This window comes from Nonomuraea sp. NBC_00507, assembly GCF_036013525.1.
GTDB lineage: Bacteria > Actinomycetota > Actinomycetes > Streptosporangiales > Streptosporangiaceae > Nonomuraea.
Genome location: NZ_CP107853.1, coordinates 3,053,802 through 3,078,384 on the forward strand (window position 1 = coordinate 3,053,802; position 24,583 = coordinate 3,078,384).

Consider the following 24,583-nt stretch of genomic DNA (forward strand, 5'->3'; position numbering starts at 1 on the left):
GAGGGTCAGGATGCGTCGCGGGTGGCCAGGGCGGACAGACGCCGGTCCACCTCGTCGGTGGTGGCGTGTCCGCTCGCCAGGACGACGGCGCGGTCGCCGTCAACGGCCAGCAGGGTAGGGAATGCGTCGACGCCGAGCTCGGCCGTGCGGCGGAAGTCGGCCTCGGCGGCAGCCTGCGCCGCCGGGGAGTGGAAGGCGGCGACGACGGCGCCGGCATCGAGCCGGGCCTCCTCGGCGACCTGCCGGTAGGTCGCCGGCTCGGACAGGCTCTGACCATCGACATAGAAGGCGTGCTGGAGGGCCATGGCCAATTCCGCCGCGCGCTCGGGGGCGTTCTGGCGCAGGGCGGCCATGCCGCGGGCGGCGGCCTCGGAGTCCATCACGAAGGAGCCGTCGGCGATCAGCCGCTCATACCCCTCGCCGAACTCCGCGCCGGTCAGCTCGTTGATCTTGGCGTTGGCGCCCTTCACGTAGCCGAACTCCCGGATCGGTATCCGGCGGGCGCCGGTGAACAGGCCACCGGAGAGGACCTCCACCGGCAGGTCCGGATGCTTGGCGGCGACCTCCCGCAGCGTGCGGGAGAACCCGTGCGACCAGCCGCAGTACGCATCGAAGACGTAGACGAGCTTCATGGGGAACCTCTGATTGTCCTTGCGGTGCCCGCACTGCGCGGGCGAACTATCTGAGGAAACAGTATCTGACTCGTCAGGTATTTCGGCGGGCTCACGTGGCTTGTGTCACACAGAAGGACATCGCGCCGGATTCAGCGCATCCGTGGCAGCATGTCTCGCGCCGTATGGCTGAGGATCCGTAGATCCTCGGCGAAGCGCTCGCGATGGGCGGGGGGAAGCGGCTCCAGGAAGTACCGCTTGATGTTCTCCACGTGTACCTGCGCGACCCGGACCGCCGCCTCCTCTCCCCGCGGCGTGAGCCGCACCAGCCGCCCTCGCCGGTCATGGGGATCGTCGGCCCGCTCCACCAGGCCGGCCGCCTCCATCCGGTCCACGAGCCGCGTCGCACCCCCCGTGGTGAGCACTTGTTCCTGTCCGATGGCACTCATCGACAGTCCCGGCGCACCGGCCCGGCCGAGGATCAGCAGCACCTCGAACATCAGATGGCTGATCCCGAACTCCTCCTCGATCGCTCGCCCCAGGATGTACTCCAGCCGGTTGGCCGCCCCCTGCAGCCGTCCGAAGGCCAGAATCAGCTCGTCGTCCGCTGCCTCCTTCGCCGTCGAGATCTCCGCCTCGGCACCCACCGCACCGCCACCCCTTCTGCTTCGTACGAGAAATACGCTCCATCGATCATGGTGACCCGAAGGACGGAAGCGTCTCGTAACAGTGAACCGGCTGCGGCATGTCGCGGTTGCATCGAGGGTGACTTACGGACCCGCGGGGCTTCGCCGCCACCCCCGGGGGCGCCACTTCGATCGCATCGCCCGGCCGGGGCCGCAGGCGCAAGCTCCCGGCTCACGAAGGTCACTTGATCTTTCTGCCCGGTACTTCGGCGTCTTTGAGCTCAGAGAGTTCCAGCGCCTTGTGGTTCTCGCTCGCCTTGAATGGACAAGTAGCCGGAGGTATGGCTGATGTTGAATTCTGTTGGGTCAGGGTGCGGTATCGAGAATCCTCGCTGCGTGTTCGCCGGTCATCCGGCGTTGCTGCCTAATTGCTGGTTGGCGACAGATGTCGCTTATTGCAGGCAACAGTGATAAACCTCCGCTGGTCGTCTGCGATCATCCCGCTGAAGGTCATGTAGGCCCTGAAACGGTCCCGAAACTCAAGAGTTCTGACCAAGATCATTATTGTCTGTCAGTTTCCGAAGTCGAGTGCACGGATGTGCGGAGTGGTCTGCGCGCCCGCGGCGGATGTGCAGACCACTCGGTGGGATGTGTGGCTTAGCGGTGGGTGATCCACCAGAACAGCAGGCCGATGAGGCCGGTGCCGGTGGCATGGGCGGCGCCACGGGCGAAGGCGATACCGATGGTGCGGCGGAAACGGCGGACGCTGGCCGAGCGGCGTCGCGGCGAGGGCGGGATCCTGTAGGGCGCCGGGGTGTTGGTGTGGGTCATGGCTGCATGACATCCAAGATGCCGACGGGGTTGAAGGTATGCCGGATGGGTCCGGATCTGTGGGGCTACGCTGCCGGTGAGCGGGGATCCGGACCGGTCCGTCCCGGATCCGGATAGCGGTCCCTGGCAGGTGAGGAGGCGGGGCGGCGTGGCGGAGTTCCGGCCGGAGGGGTCGACCTCCCAGGTTCTGGCGGAGCTGGCCCGGCTGTGGGACCAGGCCTGCGTCCACAGCCCGGGCCGGGTGAAGCAGAAGGAGCTCGCGAAGGTCTCGGGTGTGCCGCATTCGACGGTGAACGGGTGGGCGACGGGTGCCGCGGAGCCCCGTGATCTGGATCAGCTGGTCCAGGTCGGCGCGGCCTTGGCCAAGTGGGCGAACGAGCCTGCTCTATCGGCGCGTGAGTGGGGTCGGCTGATGGCCGCCGACCGGGCCCGCCCGGCTCCTGCGGCCTCGGCCGATGCCGGCCGGTCCGAGCAGGCCGCCGTGGTCGAGCGGGTCAGGGTGGGGGTGATCCCGCAGCCGGCCGATTGCTTCCAGGATCGCCAGGTCGCCGAACGTGTGCAGGCGGCAGCCGGTACCGGCGAGACGGTGGTGCTGACCCAGGTGCTGGCGGGGATGGGCGGGGTCGGCAAGACCCAGTTGGCCGCCGCCTACGCTCGCCGCGCCTGGCAGCAGGGGGTGCAGGTGCTGGTGTGGGTGAACGCCGCCACCCGCGACGGCATCGTGTCCGCCTACGCCGACACAGCGGCGCGCCTGGGCCTGCCGTCGGCCGATCGCGATGACCCCGAGCAAGCGGTGCAGGAGTTCCTGATCTGGGCCGAGTCCACCGGCCGGTCCTGGCTGGTGGTCTTGGACGATGTGCAACGTCCCAAGGATCTGAGTGGGCTGTGGCCGCCGGCGGCGACGTCGGCGGCGGGCGGCCGGGTGCTGGTCACCACCCGGCTGCGAGAAGCGGCCCTGGCCGGGGCGGACCGGCGCACGGTCGACATCGACACCTTCACCGAAGCCGAGGCCCGTTCCTATCTGACGGCCAAGCTCGCCGGCCAGGACGCGGTCGCCGGTCTGGATGGTCTGGCCGCCGATCTGGGGTTGCTGCCGTTGGCGCTGGCCCAGGCGGCGGCCTACATCATCAACGCCGCGATCTCCTGCGCCACCTACCGGCAGCGGCTGGCCACCCGGCTGCTAGCCCACGCCGTACCGGGCGAGGACTACCTGCCCGACGGCCATCAGCGGATCGTCACCGCCACTTGGGAGCTGTCCATCGACCACGCCGACCAGGTCGCACCCGCCGGGCTCGCCCGCCCGGTGCTGTATCTGGCCAGCGTCCTGGACCCGGCGGGCATCCCGCAAGCGGTGCTGACCAGCCCGCCCGCCCGGGAGTACCTGGCCAGCTACCTGCCCGACCCCGCAGCCGACTCCTCAATCGGGGAGGCGGCAGGGGTCGATGAGGCCATGGTGGACGAGGTGCTGCGGGTGCTGCACCGGCACAGCCTCGTGGACCACGACCGCACCGCCCGCCACCGTGAGATCCGCATCCATCAGCTCATCCAGCGCGCCGCCCGGGAAAATCTCACCGCCCGGCCCGACCTCGGCCCGCACCTGTTCGCCGAAGTCGCCTGCACTGCCGCGGACGCTCTGCTGCACCTGTGGCCGCCGATCGAGCGCGACCATCTCGGTCAGATCCTGCGCGCCAACACCTCCGTTTTACGCCATGCCACCGGGGCTGCTCTCTTCAGCCATCCCGGGATCGGTGTGCATCCTGTGTTGCCTTACGCCGTCGTCAGCCTCGGTAACGCTGGGCAGGTCACCGCCGCCATCGCCGCGAGCAGCGATCTGTACACCGCCTGCCTGCAGCATCTCGGCCCCGACCACCCCGGCACCTTGGCCACCTGCCACAACGTGGCGTACTGGCGGGGCCAGGCGGGGGACGCGGCCGGGGCTGTCGTCGCAGGTGAGGAGCTGCTGGCCGACCAGGAGCGGGTGCTGGGCCCTGATCACTCCGACACCTTGACCACCCGCCACAATCTGGCGCGGTGGCGGGGCCAGGCGGGGGACGCGGCCGGGGCTGTCGCCGCGTTGGAGAAGCTGCTGACCGACCACTTGCGGGTGCTGGGCCCCGACCACCCCAACACCTTGGCCACCCGCGGCAATCTGGCGGACTGGCGGGGTGAGGCGGGGGATGTGACAGGTGCGGTCGCCGCGTTTGAGGAGCTGCTGGCCGACCGCTTGCGGGTGCTGGGCCCGGACCACCCCGACATCCTCACCGCCCGCCATAATCTGGCGCGGTGGCGGGGTGAGGCTGGGGATGTGACAGGTGCGGTCGCCGCGTATGAGGAGCTGCTGGCCGACCGCTTGCGGGTGCTGGGCCCGGACCACCCCCACATCCTGGCTACCCGCCACAATCTGGCGGGGCTGCGGGGCCGGGCAGGAGATGTGACAGGTGCGGTCGCCGCGTTTGAAGAGCTGCTGGCCGACTACGAGCGGGTGCTGAGCCCTGATCACCCCGACACCCTGGCCACCCGCCAAAATCTCGTGCGGTGGCGGGGGGAGGCGGGGGACGCGGCCGGGGCTGTCGCCGCGTATGAGGAGCTGCTGGCCGACTACGAGCGGGTGCTGAGCCCTGATCACCCCGACACCCTGGCCACCCGCCAAAATCTCGTGCGGTGGCGGGGGGAGGCGGGGGACGCGGCCGGGGCTGTCGCCGCGTATGAGGAGCTGCTGGCCGACTACGAGCGGGTGCTGAGCCCTGATCACCCCGAAACCCTGACCATGCGCGGCAATCTGGCGTATTGGCGGGGCCGGGCGGGGGACACGTCGGGTGCGGTCGCCGCGTTTGAGGAGTTGCTGGCCGACCGCTTGCGGGTGCTGGGTCCCGATCACCCCGGCCTCCTGGCCACCCGCCACAATCTGGTGCGGTGGCGGAGTGAGGCTGGGGACGTGGCCGGGGCTGTTGCCGCAGGTGAAGAGCTGCTGAGCGACCAGGAGCGGGTGCTGGGCCCTGAGCACCCCGACACCCTGACCACCCGCCACGATCTGGCGTACTTGCGCGAATGGGCGGCCGGTCAGGAATAGAGCGTTGCTCGTTCTCGGAAATGCGCGAGTACCAGAGACGATCCGCCAGACGGCGTCGGCGTGCCTCGTCTTGGTGTTTCATAGGCGACCACTCGTGCAGGAACGCCAGCAGGTCATCGAGCATCCGCCCCCGCCGGCGCCAGTCCGCGCTGGGGGAGATGTCGTGCTCGTCCTTCGTCCACCCGAGTCCCACGCCGACCTCGAGACGGCCGTCGCTGAGCACGTCGAGTGGCTATGTAGGTGAGGGCGGGTACCAGATGTCGGTCAGGTGAGGCTCCACCCATCTGAGCCGGAAAATGGTGTCGGTGAATTTTGGTACCACGAATGTCCGGCTGCTGAGACGATCGGGGTGCTCCGCATAGCGAGGGGGCACCGATGGCCAACAAGGGGAAGGCCGAACTGTTCGCGGCGATCCGTCGGGACGCCCGGCTGGAAGGCATGTCGGCGCGGGCGCTGGCCCGCAAGTACGGCGTGCATCGGCGCACGGTGGCTCAGGCGCTGGCCTCGCCCTGGCCGCCGGAGCGGAAGAAGCCGCCACCGCGCCGGTCGCGGCTGGATCCCTACAAGCCGGTCATCGATGCGATGCTGCGGGCTGATCTGGACGCGCCGCGCAAGCAGCGGCACACCGTGGTCCGCATCTGGAATCGGCTGGTGGAGGAGCACCAGGCGGTGGAGGTCTCCTACCCGATGGTCCGCGATTACGTGCGGCAGCGGCGGGCGGAGATCCGGATGGAGGAAGGCCGCGGACCGGTGCCCGGCTTCATCGAGCAGTCCCACCGTCCGGGAGCTGAGGCCGAGGTGGATTTCGGCGATGTGTGGATCCGGCTGGCCGGCACGCTGACCCGCTGCTACCTGTTCTCCTTCCGCCTGTCGTGGTCGGGCAAGGCTGTGCATCGGATGTTCCTGACCTGCTCGCAGGAGGCGTTCTTCGAGGGCCACGTCCACGCTCTCACCCTGCTGGGTGGCGTGCCGTACGGCAAGGTGCGCTATGACAACCTGCGGCCCGCGGTGGCCAAGGTGCTCGGCTTCAACCGCTCGCGGGTGGAGAACGAACGCTGGGTCATCTTCCGCTCCTTCTACGGGATCGAGCCGTTCTACTGCCGCCGAGGCAAGGAGGGCGCGCACGAAAAGGGCGGCGTGGAGGGTCAGATTGGCTACTTCCGTCGCAACCATCTGGTGCCCGTCCCTGGTGTGGCCACCATCGATGAGCTCAACGCCATGATCGACCGGTGGGACGTGGAGGACGAGACGCGGCGGATCCGCTCCCGGCCCCAGAGCATCGGTGAGCGGTTCGCGATCGAAGCCCCGTTGCTGCGGCCGCTGCCGACCGAACGGTTCGAGACGGGACGGCTGTTCACCCCGCGGGTGGACCGCTACAGCGTGATCGTGGTGCGCACCAACCGCTACTCGGTGCCCGCCCGGCTGATCGGGCAAGCGGTGCGGGTGATGCTGCACGCCTCACACCTGGTGGTCTACCACAAGGGGCAGGAGGTGGCCCGGCACGAACGGCTGATCGCCAAGGGCGGCTCGCGGCTGGAGCTGGACCACTACCTGGAGATCCTGCTGAAGAAGCCCGGCGCCCTGCCCGGCTCCACCGTGTTGGAGCAGGCGCGCCGCTCGGGCAAGTTCACCCGTGAGCACGAGGCGTGGTGGGCCGCTGCCCGCCGGGCGCACGGCGAGGCCGAGGGCACCCGCGCGCTGATCGAGGTGCTGCTGTTGCACCGCCACATGGCTCACGAGCATGTGGCGGCGGGGATCGCCGCGGCGCTGCGGGTGGGCGCGTGGACCGCGGACGCCGTCGCTTTGGAGACCCGTAAAGTCGCCCAGCTCGACTCCGAGCCCGGCTCGCCGCCGCCCGCACGCTCGCCGGCGCTGGCCTGGCTGGATGAACCGGGGGTGGTGTCGTTGACCGAACGCCGCATGTCCGCGCTGCCACCCGACACCCGGCCGCTGCCCTCGGTGGCCATCTACGACCAGCTGCTGCGCCGACCCGCGGCAGGCAGCCCTTCGCCCCCCGGTGAGGAAGGAAGGCCCTGACCATGACCGTTCCCCGTCATCGCGGTCTGACCGAGCAGGCCGCCGACGCCGCCGTGGACCAGGCCTGCAAGATGCTGCGCCTGCCCACCATCCGGCAGAGCTACGCCGAGACTGCCCAGCGGGCCACCCGCGAGCAGATGTCCTACCTGGGTTTCCTGGCCGACCTGCTGCTGGCCGAATGCGACGACCGCGCCCGCCGTCGCTCCGAACGCCGCATCAAGGCCGCGGGCTTTCCGAGGCAGAAATCGCTGCGCGAGTTCGACTTCGAGGCCAACCCCAATATCGACCCCGCGATGATCCATAGCCTGGCCACCAGCGACTGGGTCCGCAAGGGCCTTCCGCTGTGTCTGATCGGCGACTCGGGCACCGGCAAGTCGCACCTGCTCATCGCGCTGGGCACCGAAGCGGCCATGGCCGGGCACCGGGTCAAGTACACCCTGGCCGCCAAGCTGGTCAACGAGCTGGTCGAGGCCGCCGATGAGAAGATGCTCACCAAGACCATCGCCCGCTACAGCCGGGTCGAGCTGCTCTGCCTTGACGAACTGGGCTACATGGAGTTGGACCGGCGGGGTGCCGAACTGCTCTTCCAAGTGATCACCGAACGGGACGAGCGGGCTTCCATCGCGATCGCCTCAAATGAGTCGTTTTCGGGATGGACCAAGACATTTACCGACCCGCGGTTGTGCGCGGCGATCGTCGATCGGCTCACCTACGGCGGCAACATCATCGAGACCGGAACCGTGTCCTACCGCTATACCCAGACCCAGGCCGTCAAGTCTGCCCAGCAGGCTCCCAGCTGACCTCCGGCGCGCTCTTCCCGATAGCCGCCAAATCCGTCGGCCGCAGGAGCAGGTCAAGGTGGAGCGCCCGCAGCGCAGCGAGGACGACCGACCTTGACCTGCGACGAGGACCGACCATCATTCCGGCGGCGGGAAGCACGCACGGCCAAAGGCCCCGAGCTCCGGGGCTATCTGCCGGGATCTCCAGCGCTGTATGACCGTGGGACGGCCGTGTTGATCGGCTCGGATTGTCAGGCTGAACTCCAAGGGCCCAGCAGACATGCGTCAAGAAACTCGGATGCGGACTCTATTCTGACGCTATTCGCCTGCGGCGTTGGATGCGGGTTGGGGTCTACCCTTGCCGGACAGGCCACGAGCGAGGGGCATTTGCAGGGCGGCGGCCGATGACGCTGTCTGGGCTGGCGGGGGCTGCTTGATCGGCACCGAGGCCTCCGACCACTTCCCCATCGCGGCCGACCTCGAACTCTCCCACCCCTCGCCCTGACCGCTCGGCGCCCGCCGTCTCTCGCGACAGCGGGCGCCGAGCGGTCCGGATCAGATGACGCCGCTCTGCCCGACGCAGCTCGTGACACCCGTCTTACCGGCCAGCTTCACGAAGACCCGATGCGCCATAGGCCGCGTCGCCGGGATGTCCTTGTGGCCGGTATTGCCGGTGATCACGACCGACTTGAACGCGACGTCCGGAAGGCCGCCCCGGTCCTGGACGAGGCTGACCTTGACGTTGGTGGGGCCGCCAGAGGCCGTCCAGAAGACCTTGCGGAAGCGGTGCGCACCCAACCCGTTGACATAGGTGACGGTCACCTTCAGCTTGTAGGACCCCTTCGAACAGGTCGCGACGAGGGCCAAGTCTGCCGACGTGGTCACCGACGCCGCCGGCGCGGACGCCGAGGCCGACGCAGGCGCGCCCATCATGGCCACGGCCCCCATGGCCCCGACGACGACCGCGTTACGCATGATCTTCATATGGTTCCCTCCGTTGATTTCCCGTCGAGGTGAGACCATACGGAGACGCGGTATAGCGGAGGTATGTCCCAATCAGACCACTCGGAGCGCGCTAGTGGGACGCTAGGTTTTCCACGACCAAGCAGCCGACGACCAAAGTCCGCACGGCTGCTGGCCGAACCGCACTGTGTCCAAGGGATCTGTCGCCCTGACTCAACCCTTGATCCATGCTCCTTCTCGGCGGGCACCAGAACCCGCCCGACAGAAGGAGCATCATGAAGAAGCTGCTCAAGACCGCGGTGCGATCATGTGGGCGATGGAGATCGCCTCGTCACCGGTGTTCACCTGGCCGATGTGCTCGTTGATGATCTTGCCGCCCGGCACCGGGATGCGGGTCGGGGCCTCGATCTTTCTCACCACGGAGCTCAGTCTGCCATGTGGCCCTCCTACGTGGCTGCCCTGACCGCGCCGTAGAACGCCGCCGCGGCCACCCGGCAGGACGCCTTCTTCGTGCCGGAGAACTTCACACACACGTTGCCCATGTCGAAGAGGAACGCGTCGTCGACGGGCTTCTTGTAGGTGTTACGCCACTTGCTGGAGCTCACCAGCGCCTTGACGTTGCGGTAGCCGAAGTCGTGACGATCGCAGGGAATCTTGAAGACGCCCTTCCAGTATTCAGAGTTTCCGATCTTCTTGGGCACCGAGCAGCCGTCGGTGTTCCAGTTGAACTTGTACTCCTTGACCTGCGGGGTGTCCTTGTTGATTTTGAACCGGGCCCACGCGTTGTAGCTGGCCTTGGTGTTCTTCGTCAGGGTCAGCGCCATCGCCAGGCGCTGCGCCTTGGTCTTGTCGAGCGCGGTCGCCTGTGCGGGAGCGGCCAGCATGGCACCCGCCGCCAGGACGGCGGCGGACAGGGCCAGTGCCCTTTTCATGGTGACTCTTTTCTCTGGGGAGGAACAGCAGGAAAAGAGTCGCAGCACCGCGTCGGGGGCGCACCAAAACATACCGCCGCGGACCCGGGAACATACCCCGGGCATACCCGGGGCGTGTCACATCGGGCGGGTCTGGCCCGTCCACCTTGTCCCCCGCTTGGCGGGGACGTGAACGGTCTTGAACGCACCGTCTCCCTGCGCGCCACCGCAGATCGCAGTCATGGACCCGTTGACCAGCTCAGGGGGGAGATTCGTTTCCCGTCCGACAACCCTGCTGCTGCTCGCGCCAGCACGAACCCGGCCAACCAGACTGGTACCAAAACTCGCCTTCAGATCATGGGCGGTCGATCACCAAGTGGAGCCAAAAGAGGCCGACGCTTGGTCCCCGAACTCACCGACGAAATCAACGTCGAGCGTGGTCAGCATCCGGGCCAGGTGCGGCGGCTCGTAGTAGAAGGTGCTGAGCGTGCTGGCATTCAGCCGCACCCGGCTGGTCGCCGTCGCGGCGACGGTCCACAGCAGCACCGGGTCGAGGTGACGCTTCATCAGCGGCGGGTACGGCTGCTCCTCGATCCCGCGGCAGAACGCGCTCAGGCCAGCGGCGCTGCTGGTAACCCGACTATGGGAAGTGTGAAACCAAGCTTCATTGGCGAGTCCTTTCGGTGATCCGTCAACCGTTTGCTCAGACGGGAAGTTCGGTGATGCTGAGGGCGAAGTCCAAGTTCCCCACCCCGTGGTTGGCGAGGCCCACCGTGACCACGCCCGCTCCTTCCAGCCAGTGCGCCATTTTCAGGCCGCCGACGTCCAGCGGGCGTAGCCCGAGGCTCTCGATGAACGCCTCCACACTTGCCTTGGCCTGCGCATTATCGCCAGCGATGAAGACGTCGGGCCGGCCCTTCTCCAGGACATGGCGGAAGATGGTGTTGAACGCCTTCACCACGCTGGCGCCGGCCGGGGCCGCCTTGGCGACTTCCTGCGCGATCGAGGTCTCCTCGCGGTGGGCAAGCCCGTCGAACGTGGAGTTGAAGGGATTGCTGATGTCGACGATGACCTTGCCCGCGAGAGCGTCTCCGTACTGGGCGACGACCGGCACGACGCCGTCGTACAACAGGGCCACGATGACGATGTCCCCGGCCGGGGCGGTACCCCATTCTCCCGTCGTGGCGCCGCCGCCGAGAGCCTTGGCCAGGTCAGCGGCCTTGGACTGATCGCGGCCCATGACCTCGACGGTGTTGCCGCCCGCTATCGCCCGCGCTCCGATGGTGCGGGCCATGTTCCCGGTGCCGATGATGCTGATGTTGCTCATGAGATGTCCTGCCCTGGTTGAGTGTTGTTCGGTTTAGATGGCGGTGGTGCCGCCGTCGGCGACGAGTTCCATGCCGTTGACGTAGCTGGAGTCGTCGGAGGCGAGGAAGAGGGCGGCGGTGGCGATTTCGTCGGGGCGGCCCATCTGGCCGCGGGGGATGAGGGACTCGAACTGGCGCTTGGTGGCCTCGTCGAAGAGTTCTTCCTGCTTGGCGGTGGCGACCTGGCCGGGGGTCAGGACGTTGACGCGGATGCGGCGGTCCTTGAGCTCGTTGAGCCAGACGCGGGCCCAGGCCTGCTGGACGGCCTTGCTGCCGGCGTAGACGCTCCAGCCGGGGAAGGCGCCGAGGGAGGCGTTGGAGCCGGTCATGAGGATGGAGCCGCCGTCGTTGAAGAACGGGAGGGCCTTCTGGACGGTGAACAGGGTGCCGCGGGCATTGAGCCCGAACCAGGTGTCGAACTGGGCCTCGGTGATCTCGCCGAGCGGGGCGGGCTCGCCCCCGCCTGCGCTGGCCCACAGCACGTCGAGGCTGCCCTTCTCCCGCTTGACGGTGTCGTACAGGCGGTCCAGGTCGTTCAGGTCGGCGGCGTCGCCCTGGACGCCGGTGACGTTGCGGCCGATCTGCTTCACGGCCTCGTCCAGGGCGTCCTGGCGGCGGCCGGTGATGAAGACGTGCGCTCCCTCGTCGACGAACAGCTTCGCGCCGGCCAGCGCCATGCCGGTGGTGCCGCCGGTGATGACCGCTACCTTGCCGTCAAGCTTTCCCATGTTGCTCCTTTAGGCCGGTGGTGCCGTGCGCACCTGGGATGACGGCGTTATGTACACCGCTCTGTGTGCTTACGGTACGGGGCGCGCGGCCGGGGCGCAAACTATGTACACCGATCGTTACCCAGCTCGGGTACCATGGACCCGTGACGGAGTTGGAGAAGGGCCCCCAGGGCCGCCGCCGCGGCCGGGGCGCCCGCGAGCGCATCCTCAGCGCGTCCCAGCAACTGTTTCGCGAGCAGGGCATCAACCGCACCGGCATGGACCAGCTTTGCGCGGCGGCCCAGGTGTCCAAACGCACGGCCTACCAGCACTTCACCGGCAAGGACGAACTCGTCGCCGAGTACCTGCGCCGGTTCGACCCCTCCGTTCTGTCCGGCGTGTTCGACCGCACCGACCTCACGCCCCGCGAACGGCTCCTCGCCGCCTTCGACATCCCCCCCACCACCCCCCTGTGCCCCTACATCGCCGCCGCCGTCGAACTCCACGACCCCCAGCACCCCGCATCCCAGTACGCACGCGACTACAAGAAAGCCGTCGCCGCGCGGCTCGCCGACACCGCCCGCGAAGCCGGCGCCGCCGACCCTGAACAACTCGGCGAGCAGCTCGCGCTGCTCATCGACGGCGCCGCGGCCCGCACCCGGGTCCTCAACGCCGACGCCTTCCCCGCCGCCGCCGCCATCGCCGCTGTCCTCATCGACAACGCCATCCCCGCGTCATCTCCTCGGCAGCCCAGCGATGACCGCGGAACTACCGGGTCTGCTCCCGTTCCGGTGGGAGGCCAATGACGGCCCGATCACGCCTCGTCGGCCGGAAGACGACGTGGAGTTCGGCGCGGCCGGAGCGGTAGATCACGCCGTACAAGGGCAAGCACAAACCCGACTCGCAGAAGGACGCCAACCGGGCTCATGCCCGGCTTCGCGGGCCCAGCGAACGCGCCAACGCCCAGCTCAAGTACCGGCGCATCCTGCACAAAGTCCGCGTCAGCCCACGCGGGGTCGGTCGACTCGCCAAAGCCATCCACGTGCTACAGAACTACGAAGCAACCGTAGGATGAAAAAGGTTCTTTCATTACTGCAGAGGCTGCCGCGCGGCGATGTCGATTCTCGCTGTACGCGAACGTAGCCTCCGCCGCCGCACTTTAATGCCTTCGCCTTTGCTGTGGCGCCCTCTGTTGGCTCTGATGTTGTCGGTCGAACTGATCAACCGTGTTGTGAAGCGGCACCGCTTGCCAGCTTCCACATTTCATCGTTCCCGCATTCTGCGGTGATCTCGGCCGTCGCGTGAGCTGCGGCGAGGAAGTCGTCGACCACCGGTGAGGTGCGCGATGCCGCCACCGCGAGGCACACCTGGTCGGGCGCCAGATCTGTGACGGGCACATAGCTGACTTCCGGGTGTGAGTAGAACACGGCTGTCGAACGGGCCAGGAACGAGATGCCCCGGCCGGCCGCGACATGTTCGAGCGTCTCGTCCACCCCGCGCACCAGGTATCCGGCGTTGGGGTGCGGGCGCTTGGTGGGCTGTGTGCTTGTGTCGGGATGCCAGAGCAGCGGCTCGCCGGCCAGGTCGGCCTCGGTGATCTGTTCCTTGCTGGCGAATCGGTGGCCGGAGGGCAGCACCGCCACCCGCGGCTCGGTGTACAGCGGGGTGACGCGCAGGCCGGTCTCGTCGATGGGCAGCCGCACATAGCCGACGTCGATGCGGCCGTCGAGCAGCATCGCGGCCTGGTCGTCGGACTCGATCCGCTGCACGTCCACGATCACGTCCGGGTGCCGGATGGCGAACTCCCGCACCGCCGCGGTGGCCGTGATGCCCGCGCGGAAGCCGACCATCAGCCGCTGGCTGCCGCGCGCGGCCACGGTCACCCGGCGGCGGACCGCGTCTGCGGAGGCCAGCAGCGGGCCGGCGTCGGTCAGCAACTGCCTGCCGGCGTCGGTCAGCGCCACGCCGTGGCTGTCCCTGATCAGCAGCGGGGTGCCAAGATCCTGTTCCAGCGCGCGGATCTGCCGGCTGAGCACCGGCTGTGCGATGTGCAGGTCATCGGCGGCGCGGCCGAAGTGCAGCCGGTCGGCGACGGCGACGAAGTAGCGCAACTTGCGCAGGTCCAGATCCATGGAGCCTCCCGGTACGGCGATGCCTTCAGGGTATCGCAATCGCTGAAATAGGTCTTGGACACCCGCTCAGACTAATGAAATCCTCAATAGGTACCCAGTGGGCCGGAGCGAATCCGGAACAAGAATTCGACATCGGGACTTGATAGTAGGTCCCCAGAACTTGAATTAGCACGTCCTGAATTGGTCCAGGCCCGTCGTGTCATTCGATGGTCTCGACGACACAACCGTTAACAACAACGGGGTGGGCGTGGCGTTCTGTCCAGATATTCCACTCCAGAAAGCAGGCACTCCATGAGCAGCATCAGCATTATCGGCCTGGGGGGTATGGGCCGCGCCATTGGCGCCCGCGCGGTCGAGGGCGGCCACGCCGTCGAGGTCGTCGGTCGCGACGCGGCCAAGGCCAAGGACCTGGCCGCCGCGCTCGGCGGCGGCGCCACGGCCGGGACATTCGGCACCGCCCCAGCCGGCGACATCGTCATCCTCGCCGTGCCGAACGCCAGCGCCGTGCCGGTCGTCGCCCAGTACGGGGACGCGCTGGCCGGCAAGGTCATCATCGACATCACCAACCCCATGAAAGCCGACGCCACCGGGCTGACCACCCCTGACGGCACTTCCGCCGCGCAGGAGATCGCCAAGGCCGCCCCGGCGAGCGCGCACGTCGTGAAGGCGTTCAACACCGTCTTCGGCCACGTCCTGGCCCCGGGGCGCCCATTGGACGTGCTCTTCGCCGGCGACGACGCGCGGGCCAAGGCAAGCGTATCGGCGTTCATCGAGAGCCTCGGGTTGCGCCCCCTGGATGCCGGAGGCCTGGAGATGGCGCACTGGCTGGAAGGGACGGGCCTGCTGATGATCAACCTGGCCCGCCACGGCGTGGGCGACTTCAACTTCGCCCTCGGCGTCAGCAATCTCAGCTGAGCACACCCGCACCACCAATTCTCGCGCCACCTCACTCATAAGGAACAGCAGAATGCGCGTTTTCGTCACTGGCGGGACCGGCCATTCCGGTTCGTACATCGTTCCCGAGCTCATCGCCGCCGGGCACGAGGTCACCGGCCTGGCCCGGTCGGACACTGCCGCGGCGGCGCTGTCCGCGCTCGGCGCGAAGGTGCGTCGCGGCGACCTCGGGGATCTCGACGGGCTCAAGGAAGCGGCTGCGGACTCCGACGGCGTCATCCACGTCGCGCACCGGCAAGACCTGCTTTTCTCCGGCGGGATCCACGCCGTGGCCGCCGCCGAGCTCCCGATCATGCTCGCCTACGGCGAGGCACTGGCGGGAACCGGAAAGCCGCTGGTCGCGGCGGGGAGCATCGGCTCGCCCGGGCAGGGATTCCTGGGCCGGACGGCCACCGAGGAGGACCCGGCCCTTCCCAGTGGCGATGAGCACAAGGGCACCCTGCGGGCTCGTAACGTCGTGGAAACCACCGTAATCGGCCTCGCCGAGCAGGGCGTGCGGTCTTCGGTCGTGCGGATCGCCAACATCGCGCACAGCACGACCGATCGTGCCGGCTTCCTCCCGACGCTGATCGCGCTCGCGAAGGAGAAGGGCTTCATCGGCTACCCCGGAGACGGCGCGAACCTGTGGAACGCCGTGCACATCCGCGATGTTGCCTCCTTGTTCCGCCTGGCGCTGGAGAAGGGCCCGGCCGGCAAATACTGGCACGCGGTCGACGACGGGGGCATCCCGGTCCGCGAGATCGCCGAGGCCATCGGCAGCCGTCTGGGCCTGCCCGCCGTGAGCGTTCCCGTGGACGAACTGGTGCTGCCGGGATACTTCGGGTTCCTCGCGAACATCGTCACGCAGAGCTACCCGGCGTCCAACCTCGTCACCCGCCGGACCCTCGGCTGGGAACCCGCTCAGCCCCGCCTGCTCGCCGATCTGGACAACGGCCACTACTTCCCCGCCAGCTGACGGCAAGGACCCGAGTCGCAACGAGTCCGGCACATGACAAGGAGGGCGGCTCAGAATATGACGACTGTGGGATTCATCGGCAGCGGCGCCATCGGCAGCACCATCGCGCGGCTCGCCGTTGAGGCCGGGCATCAGGTCGTGCTCAGCAACTCACGCGGTCCCGAAACGCTCGCGGACATGGCCGCGGAACTGGGGCCGCGGGCGTCCGCGGCGAGCCGCGGCAGCCGGTGACATCGTCGTGATCACGGTGCCGGTCAAGGCCTTCCCCCACGTGCCCGCCGCGCCACTGGCCGGGAAGACGGTCATCGACACGTGCAACTACGGCCCCGAGCGTGACGCCCATCCCCGAGCTCGAGAGCAAGTCGCTCACCTCAAGCGAGCTGCTGCTGCAGGCGGGCTTCTGCGATGCTCGACGCGCGAGTGGTGTTGAGGTGTGTCATCAGTTCTCGATTGGTCGCGCGAGCTGCGTCGAGATCGTCGGTGAGGTCAGAGATCTGACTGCGCAGGCTTTGGACGAGTTCTTCGAGTTCGGCGACCCGGCTGCGGAGGACATGCAGATCCTCGTTCGGCGGAAGCCCGACTTCCTGGGCCACCGCCTGTCCGAAGGTCTTGGAGAGGCGGCTTTCCGAGCACGATCACTTCACTCTCACCCGCAACGGGCGACCTCACGCCGTCATTGTTTCCGTGGCCAAGTGGGAGTCCCCGCAGGAGACCCTGGAGATCCTCGCCGACCCGGAGATACGTGGCGACCTGGTCGAGGCCGCCGCTGGCGTGGAGAGCGTCGACGTGACCACAGAGGAGGAGATGGCCGCCATCATGGCGGCTCGCCTTGGTAAGGCGAGCGCGTGAGTGACCGCTACACGATCCTCCTGGCCCCGCCCGCTCGGCGTGCGCTCACCTCGGGCTTGCCCGAGACTGTGGCGGCCGAGGGCGCCGCCGCTTCGACCACAAGACCGCGCCATCGTCACGATCCACACCGTCGCCGGCCTGTCACCGGACGGATCACCCACGCCCAGATCGCCGCGCTGATACGCGGCCACTGAAACACAGACCCCGGCGGCCTTCAGCTACTCGGTATTACTACATGAGAACGCTTCGGCCCTGACCTCTGCTCTGATCTGGGAAAGACTCTCCGGGAGCCGATCGCCATCGACGCCGAACTGTGTCACCTTGGCCGTGGCTGGCCGGGGCCGACGACCACCGGCCGGACGAGCACGGCGAGGAGCTGCCCGAGCCGGGCGACGCCGACGAGGACGTCCGCACCGAGGTATGGGGCATCGTCGTCACCTGCGACAACGAAGAGGAGTAGACCCGCCTACTCGAGCACCTGGCCGATGAGAGATGGCAGGTCCGCGCGCGCTCATGTGACCCGGGCCCATCGAGCGGCTCCACCCAGGCCCAACTCAATCGTCATCACTAGTGATCTCGCTAGAACGCACCGTCCGGACCAGGACACTCCCGAAAAAGGTATAGGCGAGGACCCGGACCACCGGAGGCGAGTCAGCTGGCTCACCGTCATATACATCGACCTTCCTTCGGCCGAACACGGTGAACCCGGTCAGCTCGACACTGACCCCCTCAGGAACGATGACTTCAATCCCCCCAAAGAGGGAAGCGACCTTGATCTGCTCCGCATCAGCAGGCACGATCGCTTCGCTTACGTCAACCTCCATGCCGAATAGCGGTGAAACGAGGAGCCCTCCTTCGGCACGCTGCAACCCCGCTCCCGCCCATGTGGTGTAGAACCTTCTGGACCGCTTGTCCTGAACCTGCGTGACACTCGACGACCGCTCGGGGAGATCGGCGATCACCTCGGCCAGCTCACCCGGTGTCTGGGAGGCGTAGGCCGCCTCGGTGCGTGTGTTGAGCTCCTCCGGAGTAAGCAACCCCTCAGCCGAAGCCGCCCGCAGACGCTCCACAACCGCGTCCCGGTCGATCTCAGACGCTCGGGTGATCTCTGGGTCGCTCACACCCGTGAGGCTACGTTGAAGCTGTGACCCCATCAATGGGGCTGTGGTCCGTTAGGTGTCCGGGCGGGGCCGGAGCGGGGGCAAGCCGGTTACCAAACTTGGTCTCGCTCGTGGGTTAGCCAGTGGTGGTGGACGAGAGGGCATGGTCCACGTGACACATCGAGCGCATCGCCCGGCTGGGGCCGCAGGCGCGAGCCCTCGGCTCACGAAGGTCACTCGGACTCTCTGCCCGGTTCCTTCGGCGTCTTCGAGCTCAGCGAGTTCCAGCGCCTCGTGGTTCCCGCTCGCCTTGAATGGACGAGTAGCCGGAGCTATGGCCGATATTCAAGCTAGCGAGATATCATCGTCGTATGGAGCTCATTCCCATCAGTGAAGCGAAGGACCGGCTGACCGAGCTGGCCGATCGGGCTGCCCGGGAGCACGATCACTTCACTCTCACCCGCAACGGACGACCCCACGCCGTCATTGTTTCCATGGCCGAGTGGGAGTCCCTGCAGGAGACCCTGGAGATCCTCGCCGACCCGGAGACACGCGCCGACCTGGTCGAGGCCGCCGCCGAGGAGAGCGGCGACGTGACCACAGAGGAGGAGATGGCCGCCATCATGGCGGCGCGCTTTGGTAAGGCGAGCGCGTGAGTGACCGCTACACGATCCTCCTAGCCCCGCCCGCTCGGCGCGCGCTCACCTCGGGCTTGCCCGAGACTGTGGCGGCCGCGGCCTGGGAGTTGATCAGCGGCGCGATCGCGCGTGAGCCGTGGCGCGTCGGCAAACCCCTGCAAGAGCCGTACGAAGGACTACACGTCGCCCGGCGTGGGACTTATCTGGTCGTCTACCGCATCGACGAGGATAAGCACACTGTCACGATTCAGACGATCAAACATCGTCGAGACGCCTACCGCCCGTAACGAGCGGGAAGGCCGGTCGTCGACGGGAGTGGAGCCGAGAACGCGGACGTAGAAGTCTGCGAAGGCGTCGAGGTCTTCGGCGAACACTTCCGTCCGGGGCGCTGCTGGCAAGGGCCCCACACCGCCCAGGCGATCCAGATCAAACGCCGCCACATCGACCACAAGACCGGCAAGACTGCCATCGTCACGATCTACGCCGTCGCCGGCCTCTCACCCGGACGGGTCATCCGCCCAGATCGCCGCACTGATCCGCGGCCACTGGACCACAGATCCCGGCGGCCTTCAGCTACTCGGTCTTACTACATGAGATCGCTTCGGCCCTGACCTCTGCTCTGATCGGGGAAAGACTCTCCAGGAGCCGATCGCCATCGACGCCGAACTGAGTCACCTTGCCCGGGGCCGCGAGGACTGCATATTGGAGAGCCGTAACAGTGTCTACCGCAGCCAGATGTAGCGCCAGAAACACCCCGGCCAGGATCTCACCGGCGTGAGTAGTGTCGACCGCGGCCACCCGGCATGTGGCAACAGGACAAACCTGGCCGTCCTCAACGTACGAGGCTCCCCGGGGCCCATGCTTGACAACGATCGGAACGTCGGGAATTCGTACAGGCTCTAGATCCGGTCACGCCTTCGGGTCGAGATACCAGATCTGCGTGCCGGCGTTCGAGCACGGGGTGACCCGTGCCTCGGCGCCGTCCGCCGTGGAGCCGTTGGCGACGTCCAGGCACAGTGCCTGGTTGTTGCGGGGTTTGAGCACATAAGCGGATCTGCCGACCGCGACCGGCAGCCATTGCTGCGCGCCGGTGCCGTTGCACGTCCACAGGTGCGCCTTGTCGCCGGGATCCACCGAGATGTTGCCGTTGGGCACGTCCAGGCACTTGCCCGATTTCGGGTTGACGAAGGAGAACACGCCGGCGGCCCGGCGCACCGGGCGCCACTGCTGGGCGAGCGCGCCGTTGCAGGTCCACTGCTGGATGCGGGTGCCGTTCTCCGTCGCTCCCGCGTCGACGTCCAGGCAGCGGCGGCTGGCCAGGTTGACGGCTCGGTAGACGGCCGTGGTGGACACGCCGGTGGCGTCGCCGGTGCCGTGCGCCAGACCGGTGGCGACGTACGCCTTGCAGGTGCCGTCGGTCACGTCGGTGGCGATCTCCAGGACCTGGGTGCGGTCCTGGGAGGGCAGCAGCGGTGAGCTGTAGTTTTGGCAAGGCAGGTACAGGTTGGGGTTCGGCGGGGTGAGGTCGACGTCGACCTTGACCGGGGCGTCGATCTCGTACCAGGCGCCCATGCCGCCCGCGGTGTTGACGAGGATGGTCCGGCCGCTCTCCGGGAGGACGGTGGCGTCTCCGCGGTCGCCGCCGGTGCGCACCAGCTTGGCGACCACCAGGATCCGCCCGTCGGGGCCGCCGCCGGGGGCCCAGGCCAGGGTGGGCGCGTGGGCGAGGTGCTTGCCGTCTGCCGTTCGGATGATGGTGCCGCGATCCTCCGGGTTCCCCCAGTTCCAGCCGTCGGGAGAGGTACGCAGGTACACCCGGCAGCCGTGGCCGTTGGCGACCGGCCGGATGTCGCAGTACTCGTACACCATGAGGTAGCTCCCGTTCGGGAGCCGCCTGACCACCGGCATGCCGGGGCTGTCCTCGGCGTTCACGTCGGCGGCGGCGTCCACGGCGACCGTGTTGACCTTGGTGCTCCACGTCCGTCCGCCGTCGTCGGAACGCACGCGCGCCAGCGTCTGACCGTAGCGGGGCTGCTGGGTCTTGTCCGAGAAGTGCATGACGAGCTGTCCCGACGCCTCGGAGAACTCGGGCTCCCACAGACCGTGGCCGGTGGAGCCGGTCACGATGGGGCCGGGGAGTGGCGTCCAGGTGTATCCATGGTCGGTGCTCGTCCAACCGACGATCCGCGCGTTCGGATCAGGTTGATCCTCGCCGCCGCCGACGGCGTTGATCGACGTGGCCCAGATGAGGGTGCCCGCCGCGCCGGCGCCGAGCTGACGAGGGAACTCGAACAGCGCCGAGCAGCACGCGAACTCGCCGGCGGCGAGGTCGGGGCGGATCTCGCTGATGGGACGGAAGGTCAGCCCTCCGTCGGTGCTCTCGTGGATCGTCCCGCCGGCGCCGGTATTGGTGGAGGCGAGAACGCGGCCGTTGTGGGCGGTGTCCGCGTGCTGGAGCCGGATGACCCGCGGATACCAGGCCTGCCCGGGGCTGAGCAACGGCGTACCCTGCTCCACGCTCGCCTCGGCGGGGGCGGCGACGCCTATCCCTGTCCCCAGCAGCAGTGCGAGCAGAACCCGTCTGAGGCGAGTCACACCGGCCGAACGCATCGAACCTCCACCCGTGAACCGTTGCGTCGATGGCAGCCAGGACGTGTGATGCGTCTCTCCCCGCGGCGCACGGCCTCTGCCAGGTGGCCGATGCTAAGAGGGTCCGCAGGCGGAGGCGTCAGCCTGCCGCCGTATTCGCCGTCAACCTTCGCGGTAGCATGCGCTCCCGCGAGCATGCCCTGGCCACTGTCCCGTCGCGGCAACGATCACCCGGGGCAAGGATCACTCGGGGGCCGCTGGTGACGGGGACCCCGATGCCGGGTTTACCACGGCTGGTTGACGTCAGACGTGCGCTACTGCGGTTGGTGGAAGCGATAGTCCACTCAGCGGTTGACGACCGCCAAGTGGCTGACAGATACCTTCGCGTCTGGGCCGAAGATCGGCCTCCCAGGGCGGAAGGGGCTGTCGAGATGGTCTCCTGGCGGAGGCGGGTCAGGGCTGCGGCTCGGTCGGTCGGGGTTGTGGTGGCAGGCGTGTTGCTGGCGTCGGCCCTGTCGGTTCCGGCCGCTGTAGCGGAACCGGGGGACGGGGCGACGTCTCCGTTCGCCCCGCTGCCGGGTTCGGAGGCTGCGGCGGCGCTTGAGGCCCGCAAGAGCGGTGAGCCGGTTGAGGCGACTGCGTTACGGACGGAGACGTCGACGACGTGGGTGAAGCCTGATGGGACGTCCCGGCTTGAGATAACGGCGTTGCCGCAGCGGGTGCGGAAGCCGGACGGTTCGTGGACGGAGATCGACCTGGACCTGGTGAAGCGTGCCGACGGCAAGCTGGCGCCGAAGGCGGGTCCGGCGAACGTGGCGTTTTCCGGAGGTGGAGACACCGCTCTGGCGGCCTACGTCTCCAAGGACACGCGCAGCACGCTGCGCCTGGGTTGGCAGGACAAGCTGCCGACGCCCATGGTCAGCGGTGACACTGCCACCTATCCGTCGGTGTTCCCCGGCGTGGATTTGCAGGTCACTGCCGAGTTGTTCGGCTTCAGCGAGGTGCTGGTCGTCAAGACGGCCGAGGCCGCGAAGAATCCGGCGTTGTCGAAGATCAAATTCACCACTCGCACCGAGGGCGTGACGTTGCGCTCAGACGGCCAGAACGGTGCCGACGCGCTCGACCCGGCGGGGCGGACGGTCTTCCGGGCGAACTCGCCGAAGATGTGGGACTCCAGCGGGAGCCGAGACGAGCAACCCGTCACTGCTTCGGGTCGCGCGCCGGCTGCGGCCCAGGAGGAGCCGCTCCGGCAGGTGGAGATGCCTATGGAGGTCGGCTCGGGCACACTGACGATCACTCCCGACCAGACGATTCTGCAGGACCCGGCGACGCAGTTTCCTGTCTTCATCGATCCCACGATCACCGATGGCCGTACGCACTGGGGCTACATCGACCAAGCCCATCCCAGCCAAGCGTGCTGGGACAACTCCTGCAAGGACGGCGACGGAGACCCTTATCCGCCGCGTGCGGGACGGTACGGCGGCGCAGGCGCGATCCGGTCGATGTTCGCCATGGACACCAGTCAACTGCCGAAGGGTTCCTACGTCGGCGCCGCCCAGTTCAGTATCACCGGCACCTGGACGCCCAATTGGTCGTGCAGCGTGAAGGTGGGCGTGGAGTTGAGGCTCACCTCCGGCATCAATGGCAATGAGACCTGGAACAACTTCAGCGGCAGTGGCCACTGGTCCACGGTTCAGGACACTCAGTCGGCGTCCCTGGGCCATGACGGCTGTGGGGCCAGGAAGCTTGAGTTCAACGTGCTCGACGGCGCGCGGAAGGCCGCTGCGGCGGGGTGGCGGTCTGCGACGTTCGGCCTGAAGGCACTGTCGGGACACGAAGGTGACTCCGATTGGTGGATGCGCTTCAAGCTCGACCCGATGTGGACCATCCACTACAACCAGCGGCCGCGCCAGCCTTCGCAGCTGAAGGTCGGCGGTAAGACCTGTTCTACGACCACCTGGCCGTTGATCGGCAAGATGTCGGGTCGGCAGGCCCCCGTGGTGTCGGCGACGGCAACTGATCCCGATGCCAACAAGGGGCAGAAGATCACCGGTGTCGAGTTCGAGTGGGGCACCTACGATCCGGTGACCAAGACGATGACGCCCAAGGGGAACCCCAGGGACACGCACGACGATGTCTCCGGCAGGACCTGGCAGACCGAGATCCCCCAGAACACCGCCGCCTCGCTGGCCGACGGCACGTACTACGTGAAGGCCCGTGCTTATGACACGTGGAAGGTCAACGAACAAGGCGTCAGCTACTGGAGCAACCCTTGTTACTTCAAGGTCGACGCCACGGTGCCGGACGAGAAGCTCACGATCACTCCGGTGGCGGGTGCGGGGGAGTCGGCGCCGGTCTATTCACCCGACGTCTGGGGCGGTGGGCTCAACAAGGCCGGAACATTCGAGATCAAGGCCCCTACGGTCGGTGCCAGCAACGACATCGCCTTCTACCGCTGGTCGTTCGGCACCAGCGCGCCGACCAACCAGGTGACGGCGGGAACCGACCCCGATCGAACCGCACGTATCACGGCGACGCCGTCGCAGTTCGGTCCGGCCGTGCTCTACGTTCGGGGGTTCGATGCCGCTGGTAACACCGACAGCAATCATTCCTTGTTCTCCATCACCATCCTGGTGAACCCGCCCGACTGTGGTGCCGGCGCCTACCGTCCGTGTCCGGCGATGAGTGCCGGGTTCTGGAGCATGGGCGAAGGCAGTGGGTCGGTGAGCCAGGACCTGTCCGGCAAGAACCACACGTTGATGTTCGGTTCGCCGGCGTATTGGGCAGACGGGCGACCTGGCCTGGGGAAGGCGATCGGCTTCGACGGCGTCAGGGCGTGCGGGAACACCAGCACCACGGTGACAGCCTGCCCGGACAACCCAGGCGCCAAGGTGCCGATCATCCGCACCGACCAGAGCTTCACGGTCTCGGCTTGGGTCAAGCTGCGGAGCTTGCCGAACCGCAACATGGCGGTCGTCACCCAGTCCGGCACCCACGTCGCCGGGTTCTCCCTCTACTACAAGACCGTCAGCGACACCGAGAAGCGGTGGACGTTCCTGATGACCCAAAACGACGTCGCCACATCGGCTCCCAACTACATTGCGCGTCGGTCGATCTCGACGAGTGACTATCCGGCCGAGTTGGACGTGTGGACGCATCTCGTCGGAGTTTACGACTCGGTGAATGGGACGCTCAGCCTCTATGTGAACGGCAACGACGTCGGCGAGACCGACGTGGTCGACACCAACGGGTTCCGTCCCGCCTTCAACTCCACCGGCAGCTTGCAGGTGGGCCGAGCCTGGTTCAACGACAAGTACCTCGATTACCTGGACGGCTCCGTCCAGGACGTGCACATCTACCCGGGCGCGATCGACAAGCAGATGATCCTCGGCGAGTCCAATCCCTACATTCGGCTGCCGGGACCGGCTGCTCCCTGATTCTTCGCAAGCCGCTGATGGTGCGGG

At 67.6% G+C, this 24,583-nt stretch carries 26 protein-coding genes and 1 pseudogene; 13 read left to right on the forward strand and 14 right to left on the reverse strand.

Annotated features, from left to right (window positions below):
- Positions 1-5: 5 nt before the first annotated feature.
- The 3 genes from OHA25_RS15390 to OHA25_RS15400 all read right to left on the reverse strand — a co-directional run bounded on the left by OHA25_RS15390 (position 6) and on the right by OHA25_RS15400 (position 2,068).
- Entirely contained in the window at positions 6-632 is a 627-nt protein-coding gene (locus OHA25_RS15390) for a DsbA family protein (RefSeq protein ID WP_327588244.1), read from the reverse strand.
- A gap of 131 nt (positions 633-763) precedes the next feature.
- Positions 764-1,258 (reverse strand): MarR family winged helix-turn-helix transcriptional regulator, encoded by a 495-nt coding sequence (locus OHA25_RS15395; protein ID WP_327588245.1) that lies wholly within the window; start codon positions 1,256-1,258, stop codon positions 764-766.
- Positions 1,259-1,894: 636 nt separating this feature from the next.
- Positions 1,895-2,068 carry a hypothetical protein gene (locus tag OHA25_RS15400; RefSeq protein ID WP_327588246.1) on the reverse strand — a complete coding sequence of 58 codons (174 nt, stop codon included), beginning with the start codon at positions 2,066-2,068 and terminating at the stop codon, positions 1,895-1,897.
- Positions 2,069-2,216: 148 nt separating this feature from the next.
- On the opposite strand from OHA25_RS15400, the gene OHA25_RS15405 reads away from it, so the two are divergent.
- From OHA25_RS15405 to istB, 3 genes are all read left to right on the forward strand, one after another.
- Positions 2,217-5,138, forward strand: coding sequence for a tetratricopeptide repeat protein (locus OHA25_RS15405; RefSeq protein WP_327588247.1), 2,922 nt, complete (start codon positions 2,217-2,219; stop codon positions 5,136-5,138).
- 375 nt (positions 5,139-5,513) lie between these two features.
- Complete coding sequence (gene istA, locus OHA25_RS15410) at positions 5,514-7,175, forward strand: IS21 family transposase (protein ID WP_327588248.1); 1,662 nt, start codon at positions 5,514-5,516, stop codon at positions 7,173-7,175.
- 2 nt (positions 7,176-7,177) lie between these two features.
- Positions 7,178-7,975 (forward strand): IS21-like element helper ATPase IstB, encoded by a 798-nt coding sequence (istB, locus tag OHA25_RS15415; RefSeq protein ID WP_327588249.1) that lies wholly within the window; start codon positions 7,178-7,180, stop codon positions 7,973-7,975.
- 534 nt (positions 7,976-8,509) lie between these two features.
- Here the strand turns inward: istB and OHA25_RS15420 are convergent.
- The 6 genes from OHA25_RS15420 to OHA25_RS15445 all read right to left on the reverse strand — a co-directional run bounded on the left by OHA25_RS15420 (position 8,510) and on the right by OHA25_RS15445 (position 11,923).
- Positions 8,510-8,938, reverse strand: a complete 429-nt coding sequence (locus tag OHA25_RS15420; protein ID WP_327588250.1) for a hypothetical protein — start codon at positions 8,936-8,938, stop codon at positions 8,510-8,512.
- Positions 8,939-9,205: 267 nt separating this feature from the next.
- Positions 9,206-9,337, reverse strand: a complete 132-nt coding sequence (locus OHA25_RS15425) for a hypothetical protein (protein ID WP_262496186.1) — start codon at positions 9,335-9,337, stop codon at positions 9,206-9,208.
- 26 nt (positions 9,338-9,363) lie between these two features.
- Positions 9,364-9,849, reverse strand: coding sequence for a phospholipase A2 (locus OHA25_RS15430; protein WP_327588251.1), 486 nt, complete (start codon positions 9,847-9,849; stop codon positions 9,364-9,366).
- A 348-nt stretch (positions 9,850-10,197) separates the two neighbouring features.
- Positions 10,198-10,395, reverse strand: coding sequence for a hypothetical protein (locus OHA25_RS15435; RefSeq protein ID WP_327588252.1), 198 nt, complete (start codon positions 10,393-10,395; stop codon positions 10,198-10,200).
- A 136-nt stretch (positions 10,396-10,531) separates the two neighbouring features.
- The gene (locus OHA25_RS15440; protein ID WP_327586144.1) at positions 10,532-11,155 is read right to left on the reverse strand and encodes an NADPH-dependent F420 reductase; all 624 of its coding nucleotides are present in this window, start codon (positions 11,153-11,155) and stop codon (positions 10,532-10,534) included.
- Between the two features lie 33 nt (positions 11,156-11,188).
- Positions 11,189-11,923: an SDR family NAD(P)-dependent oxidoreductase gene (locus OHA25_RS15445; protein WP_327586143.1), complete on the reverse strand. Its 735-nt coding sequence runs from the start codon at positions 11,921-11,923 to the stop codon at positions 11,189-11,191.
- Between the two features lie 143 nt (positions 11,924-12,066).
- On the opposite strand from OHA25_RS15445, the gene OHA25_RS15450 reads away from it, so the two are divergent.
- Both OHA25_RS15450 and OHA25_RS15455 read left to right on the forward strand, forming a co-directional pair.
- Positions 12,067-12,708, forward strand: coding sequence for a TetR/AcrR family transcriptional regulator (locus OHA25_RS15450; RefSeq protein WP_327588253.1), 642 nt, complete (start codon positions 12,067-12,069; stop codon positions 12,706-12,708).
- A 62-nt stretch (positions 12,709-12,770) separates the two neighbouring features.
- Positions 12,771-12,977 (forward strand): annotated as a pseudogene (locus OHA25_RS15455) (IS5/IS1182 family transposase); the annotation flags it as partial.
- Between the two features lie 145 nt (positions 12,978-13,122).
- On the opposite strand, the gene OHA25_RS15460 reads toward OHA25_RS15455, so the two are convergent.
- Positions 13,123-14,034 (reverse strand): LysR family transcriptional regulator, encoded by a 912-nt coding sequence (locus OHA25_RS15460; protein ID WP_327588254.1) that lies wholly within the window; start codon positions 14,032-14,034, stop codon positions 13,123-13,125.
- A gap of 291 nt (positions 14,035-14,325) precedes the next feature.
- Here OHA25_RS15460 and OHA25_RS15465 point away from each other — a divergent pair, with 291 nt between their 5' ends.
- From OHA25_RS15465 to OHA25_RS15475, 3 genes are read left to right on the forward strand one after another with little or no spacing between them, the layout of a single operon-like run.
- Positions 14,326-14,949 (forward strand): NADPH-dependent F420 reductase, encoded by a 624-nt coding sequence (locus OHA25_RS15465; RefSeq protein WP_132618468.1) that lies wholly within the window; start codon positions 14,326-14,328, stop codon positions 14,947-14,949.
- Between the two features lie 52 nt (positions 14,950-15,001).
- Complete coding sequence (locus tag OHA25_RS15470; protein WP_327588255.1) at positions 15,002-15,943, forward strand: SDR family oxidoreductase; 942 nt, start codon at positions 15,002-15,004, stop codon at positions 15,941-15,943.
- 57 nt (positions 15,944-16,000) lie between these two features.
- Positions 16,001-16,174 (forward strand): NAD(P)-binding domain-containing protein, encoded by a 174-nt coding sequence (locus tag OHA25_RS15475; protein WP_327588256.1) that lies wholly within the window; start codon positions 16,001-16,003, stop codon positions 16,172-16,174.
- 140 nt (positions 16,175-16,314) lie between these two features.
- Here the strand turns inward: OHA25_RS15475 and OHA25_RS15480 are convergent, their stop codons facing one another.
- A complete protein-coding gene (locus OHA25_RS15480; protein WP_327588257.1) occupies positions 16,315-16,536 on the reverse strand; it encodes a hypothetical protein in 222 nt (73 codons plus the stop codon).
- A gap of 16 nt (positions 16,537-16,552) precedes the next feature.
- Between OHA25_RS15480 and OHA25_RS15485 the strand changes: the two genes are divergently transcribed.
- Both OHA25_RS15485 and OHA25_RS15490 read left to right on the forward strand, forming a co-directional pair.
- On the forward strand, positions 16,553-16,792 hold the full coding sequence (locus OHA25_RS15485; protein WP_327588258.1) for a type II toxin-antitoxin system Phd/YefM family antitoxin: 240 nt from the start codon (positions 16,553-16,555) through the stop codon (positions 16,790-16,792).
- A 313-nt stretch (positions 16,793-17,105) separates the two neighbouring features.
- Positions 17,106-17,252: a hypothetical protein gene (locus tag OHA25_RS15490; RefSeq protein WP_327588259.1), complete on the forward strand. Its 147-nt coding sequence runs from the start codon at positions 17,106-17,108 to the stop codon at positions 17,250-17,252.
- A gap of 94 nt (positions 17,253-17,346) precedes the next feature.
- On the opposite strand, the gene OHA25_RS15495 is transcribed toward OHA25_RS15490, so the two are convergent.
- Positions 17,347-17,913, reverse strand: coding sequence for a DUF1707 SHOCT-like domain-containing protein (locus OHA25_RS15495; RefSeq protein WP_327588260.1), 567 nt, complete (start codon positions 17,911-17,913; stop codon positions 17,347-17,349).
- Between the two features lie 350 nt (positions 17,914-18,263).
- Between OHA25_RS15495 and OHA25_RS15500 the strand changes: the two genes are divergently transcribed.
- Positions 18,264-18,548 (forward strand): type II toxin-antitoxin system Phd/YefM family antitoxin, encoded by a 285-nt coding sequence (locus tag OHA25_RS15500; RefSeq protein ID WP_327588261.1) that lies wholly within the window; start codon positions 18,264-18,266, stop codon positions 18,546-18,548.
- A complete protein-coding gene (locus tag OHA25_RS15505) occupies positions 18,545-18,817 on the forward strand; it encodes a type II toxin-antitoxin system RelE family toxin (RefSeq protein ID WP_327588262.1) in 273 nt (90 codons plus the stop codon). The genes OHA25_RS15500 and OHA25_RS15505 overlap by 4 nt, the downstream gene beginning before the upstream one ends.
- A 286-nt stretch (positions 18,818-19,103) precedes the next feature.
- Here the strand turns inward: OHA25_RS15505 and OHA25_RS61340 are convergent, their stop codons facing one another.
- Complete coding sequence (locus OHA25_RS61340) at positions 19,104-19,418, reverse strand: PfkB family carbohydrate kinase (RefSeq protein WP_442942187.1); 315 nt, start codon at positions 19,416-19,418, stop codon at positions 19,104-19,106.
- A gap of 21 nt (positions 19,419-19,439) precedes the next feature.
- The gene (locus tag OHA25_RS15510) at positions 19,440-21,140 is read right to left on the reverse strand and encodes an RICIN domain-containing protein (protein ID WP_327588263.1); all 1,701 of its coding nucleotides are present in this window, start codon (positions 21,138-21,140) and stop codon (positions 19,440-19,442) included.
- A gap of 686 nt (positions 21,141-21,826) precedes the next feature.
- Here OHA25_RS15510 and OHA25_RS15515 point away from each other — a divergent pair.
- Positions 21,827-24,556, forward strand: a complete 2,730-nt coding sequence (locus OHA25_RS15515; protein WP_327588264.1) for a LamG domain-containing protein — start codon at positions 21,827-21,829, stop codon at positions 24,554-24,556.
- Positions 24,557-24,583 lie beyond the last annotated feature (27 nt).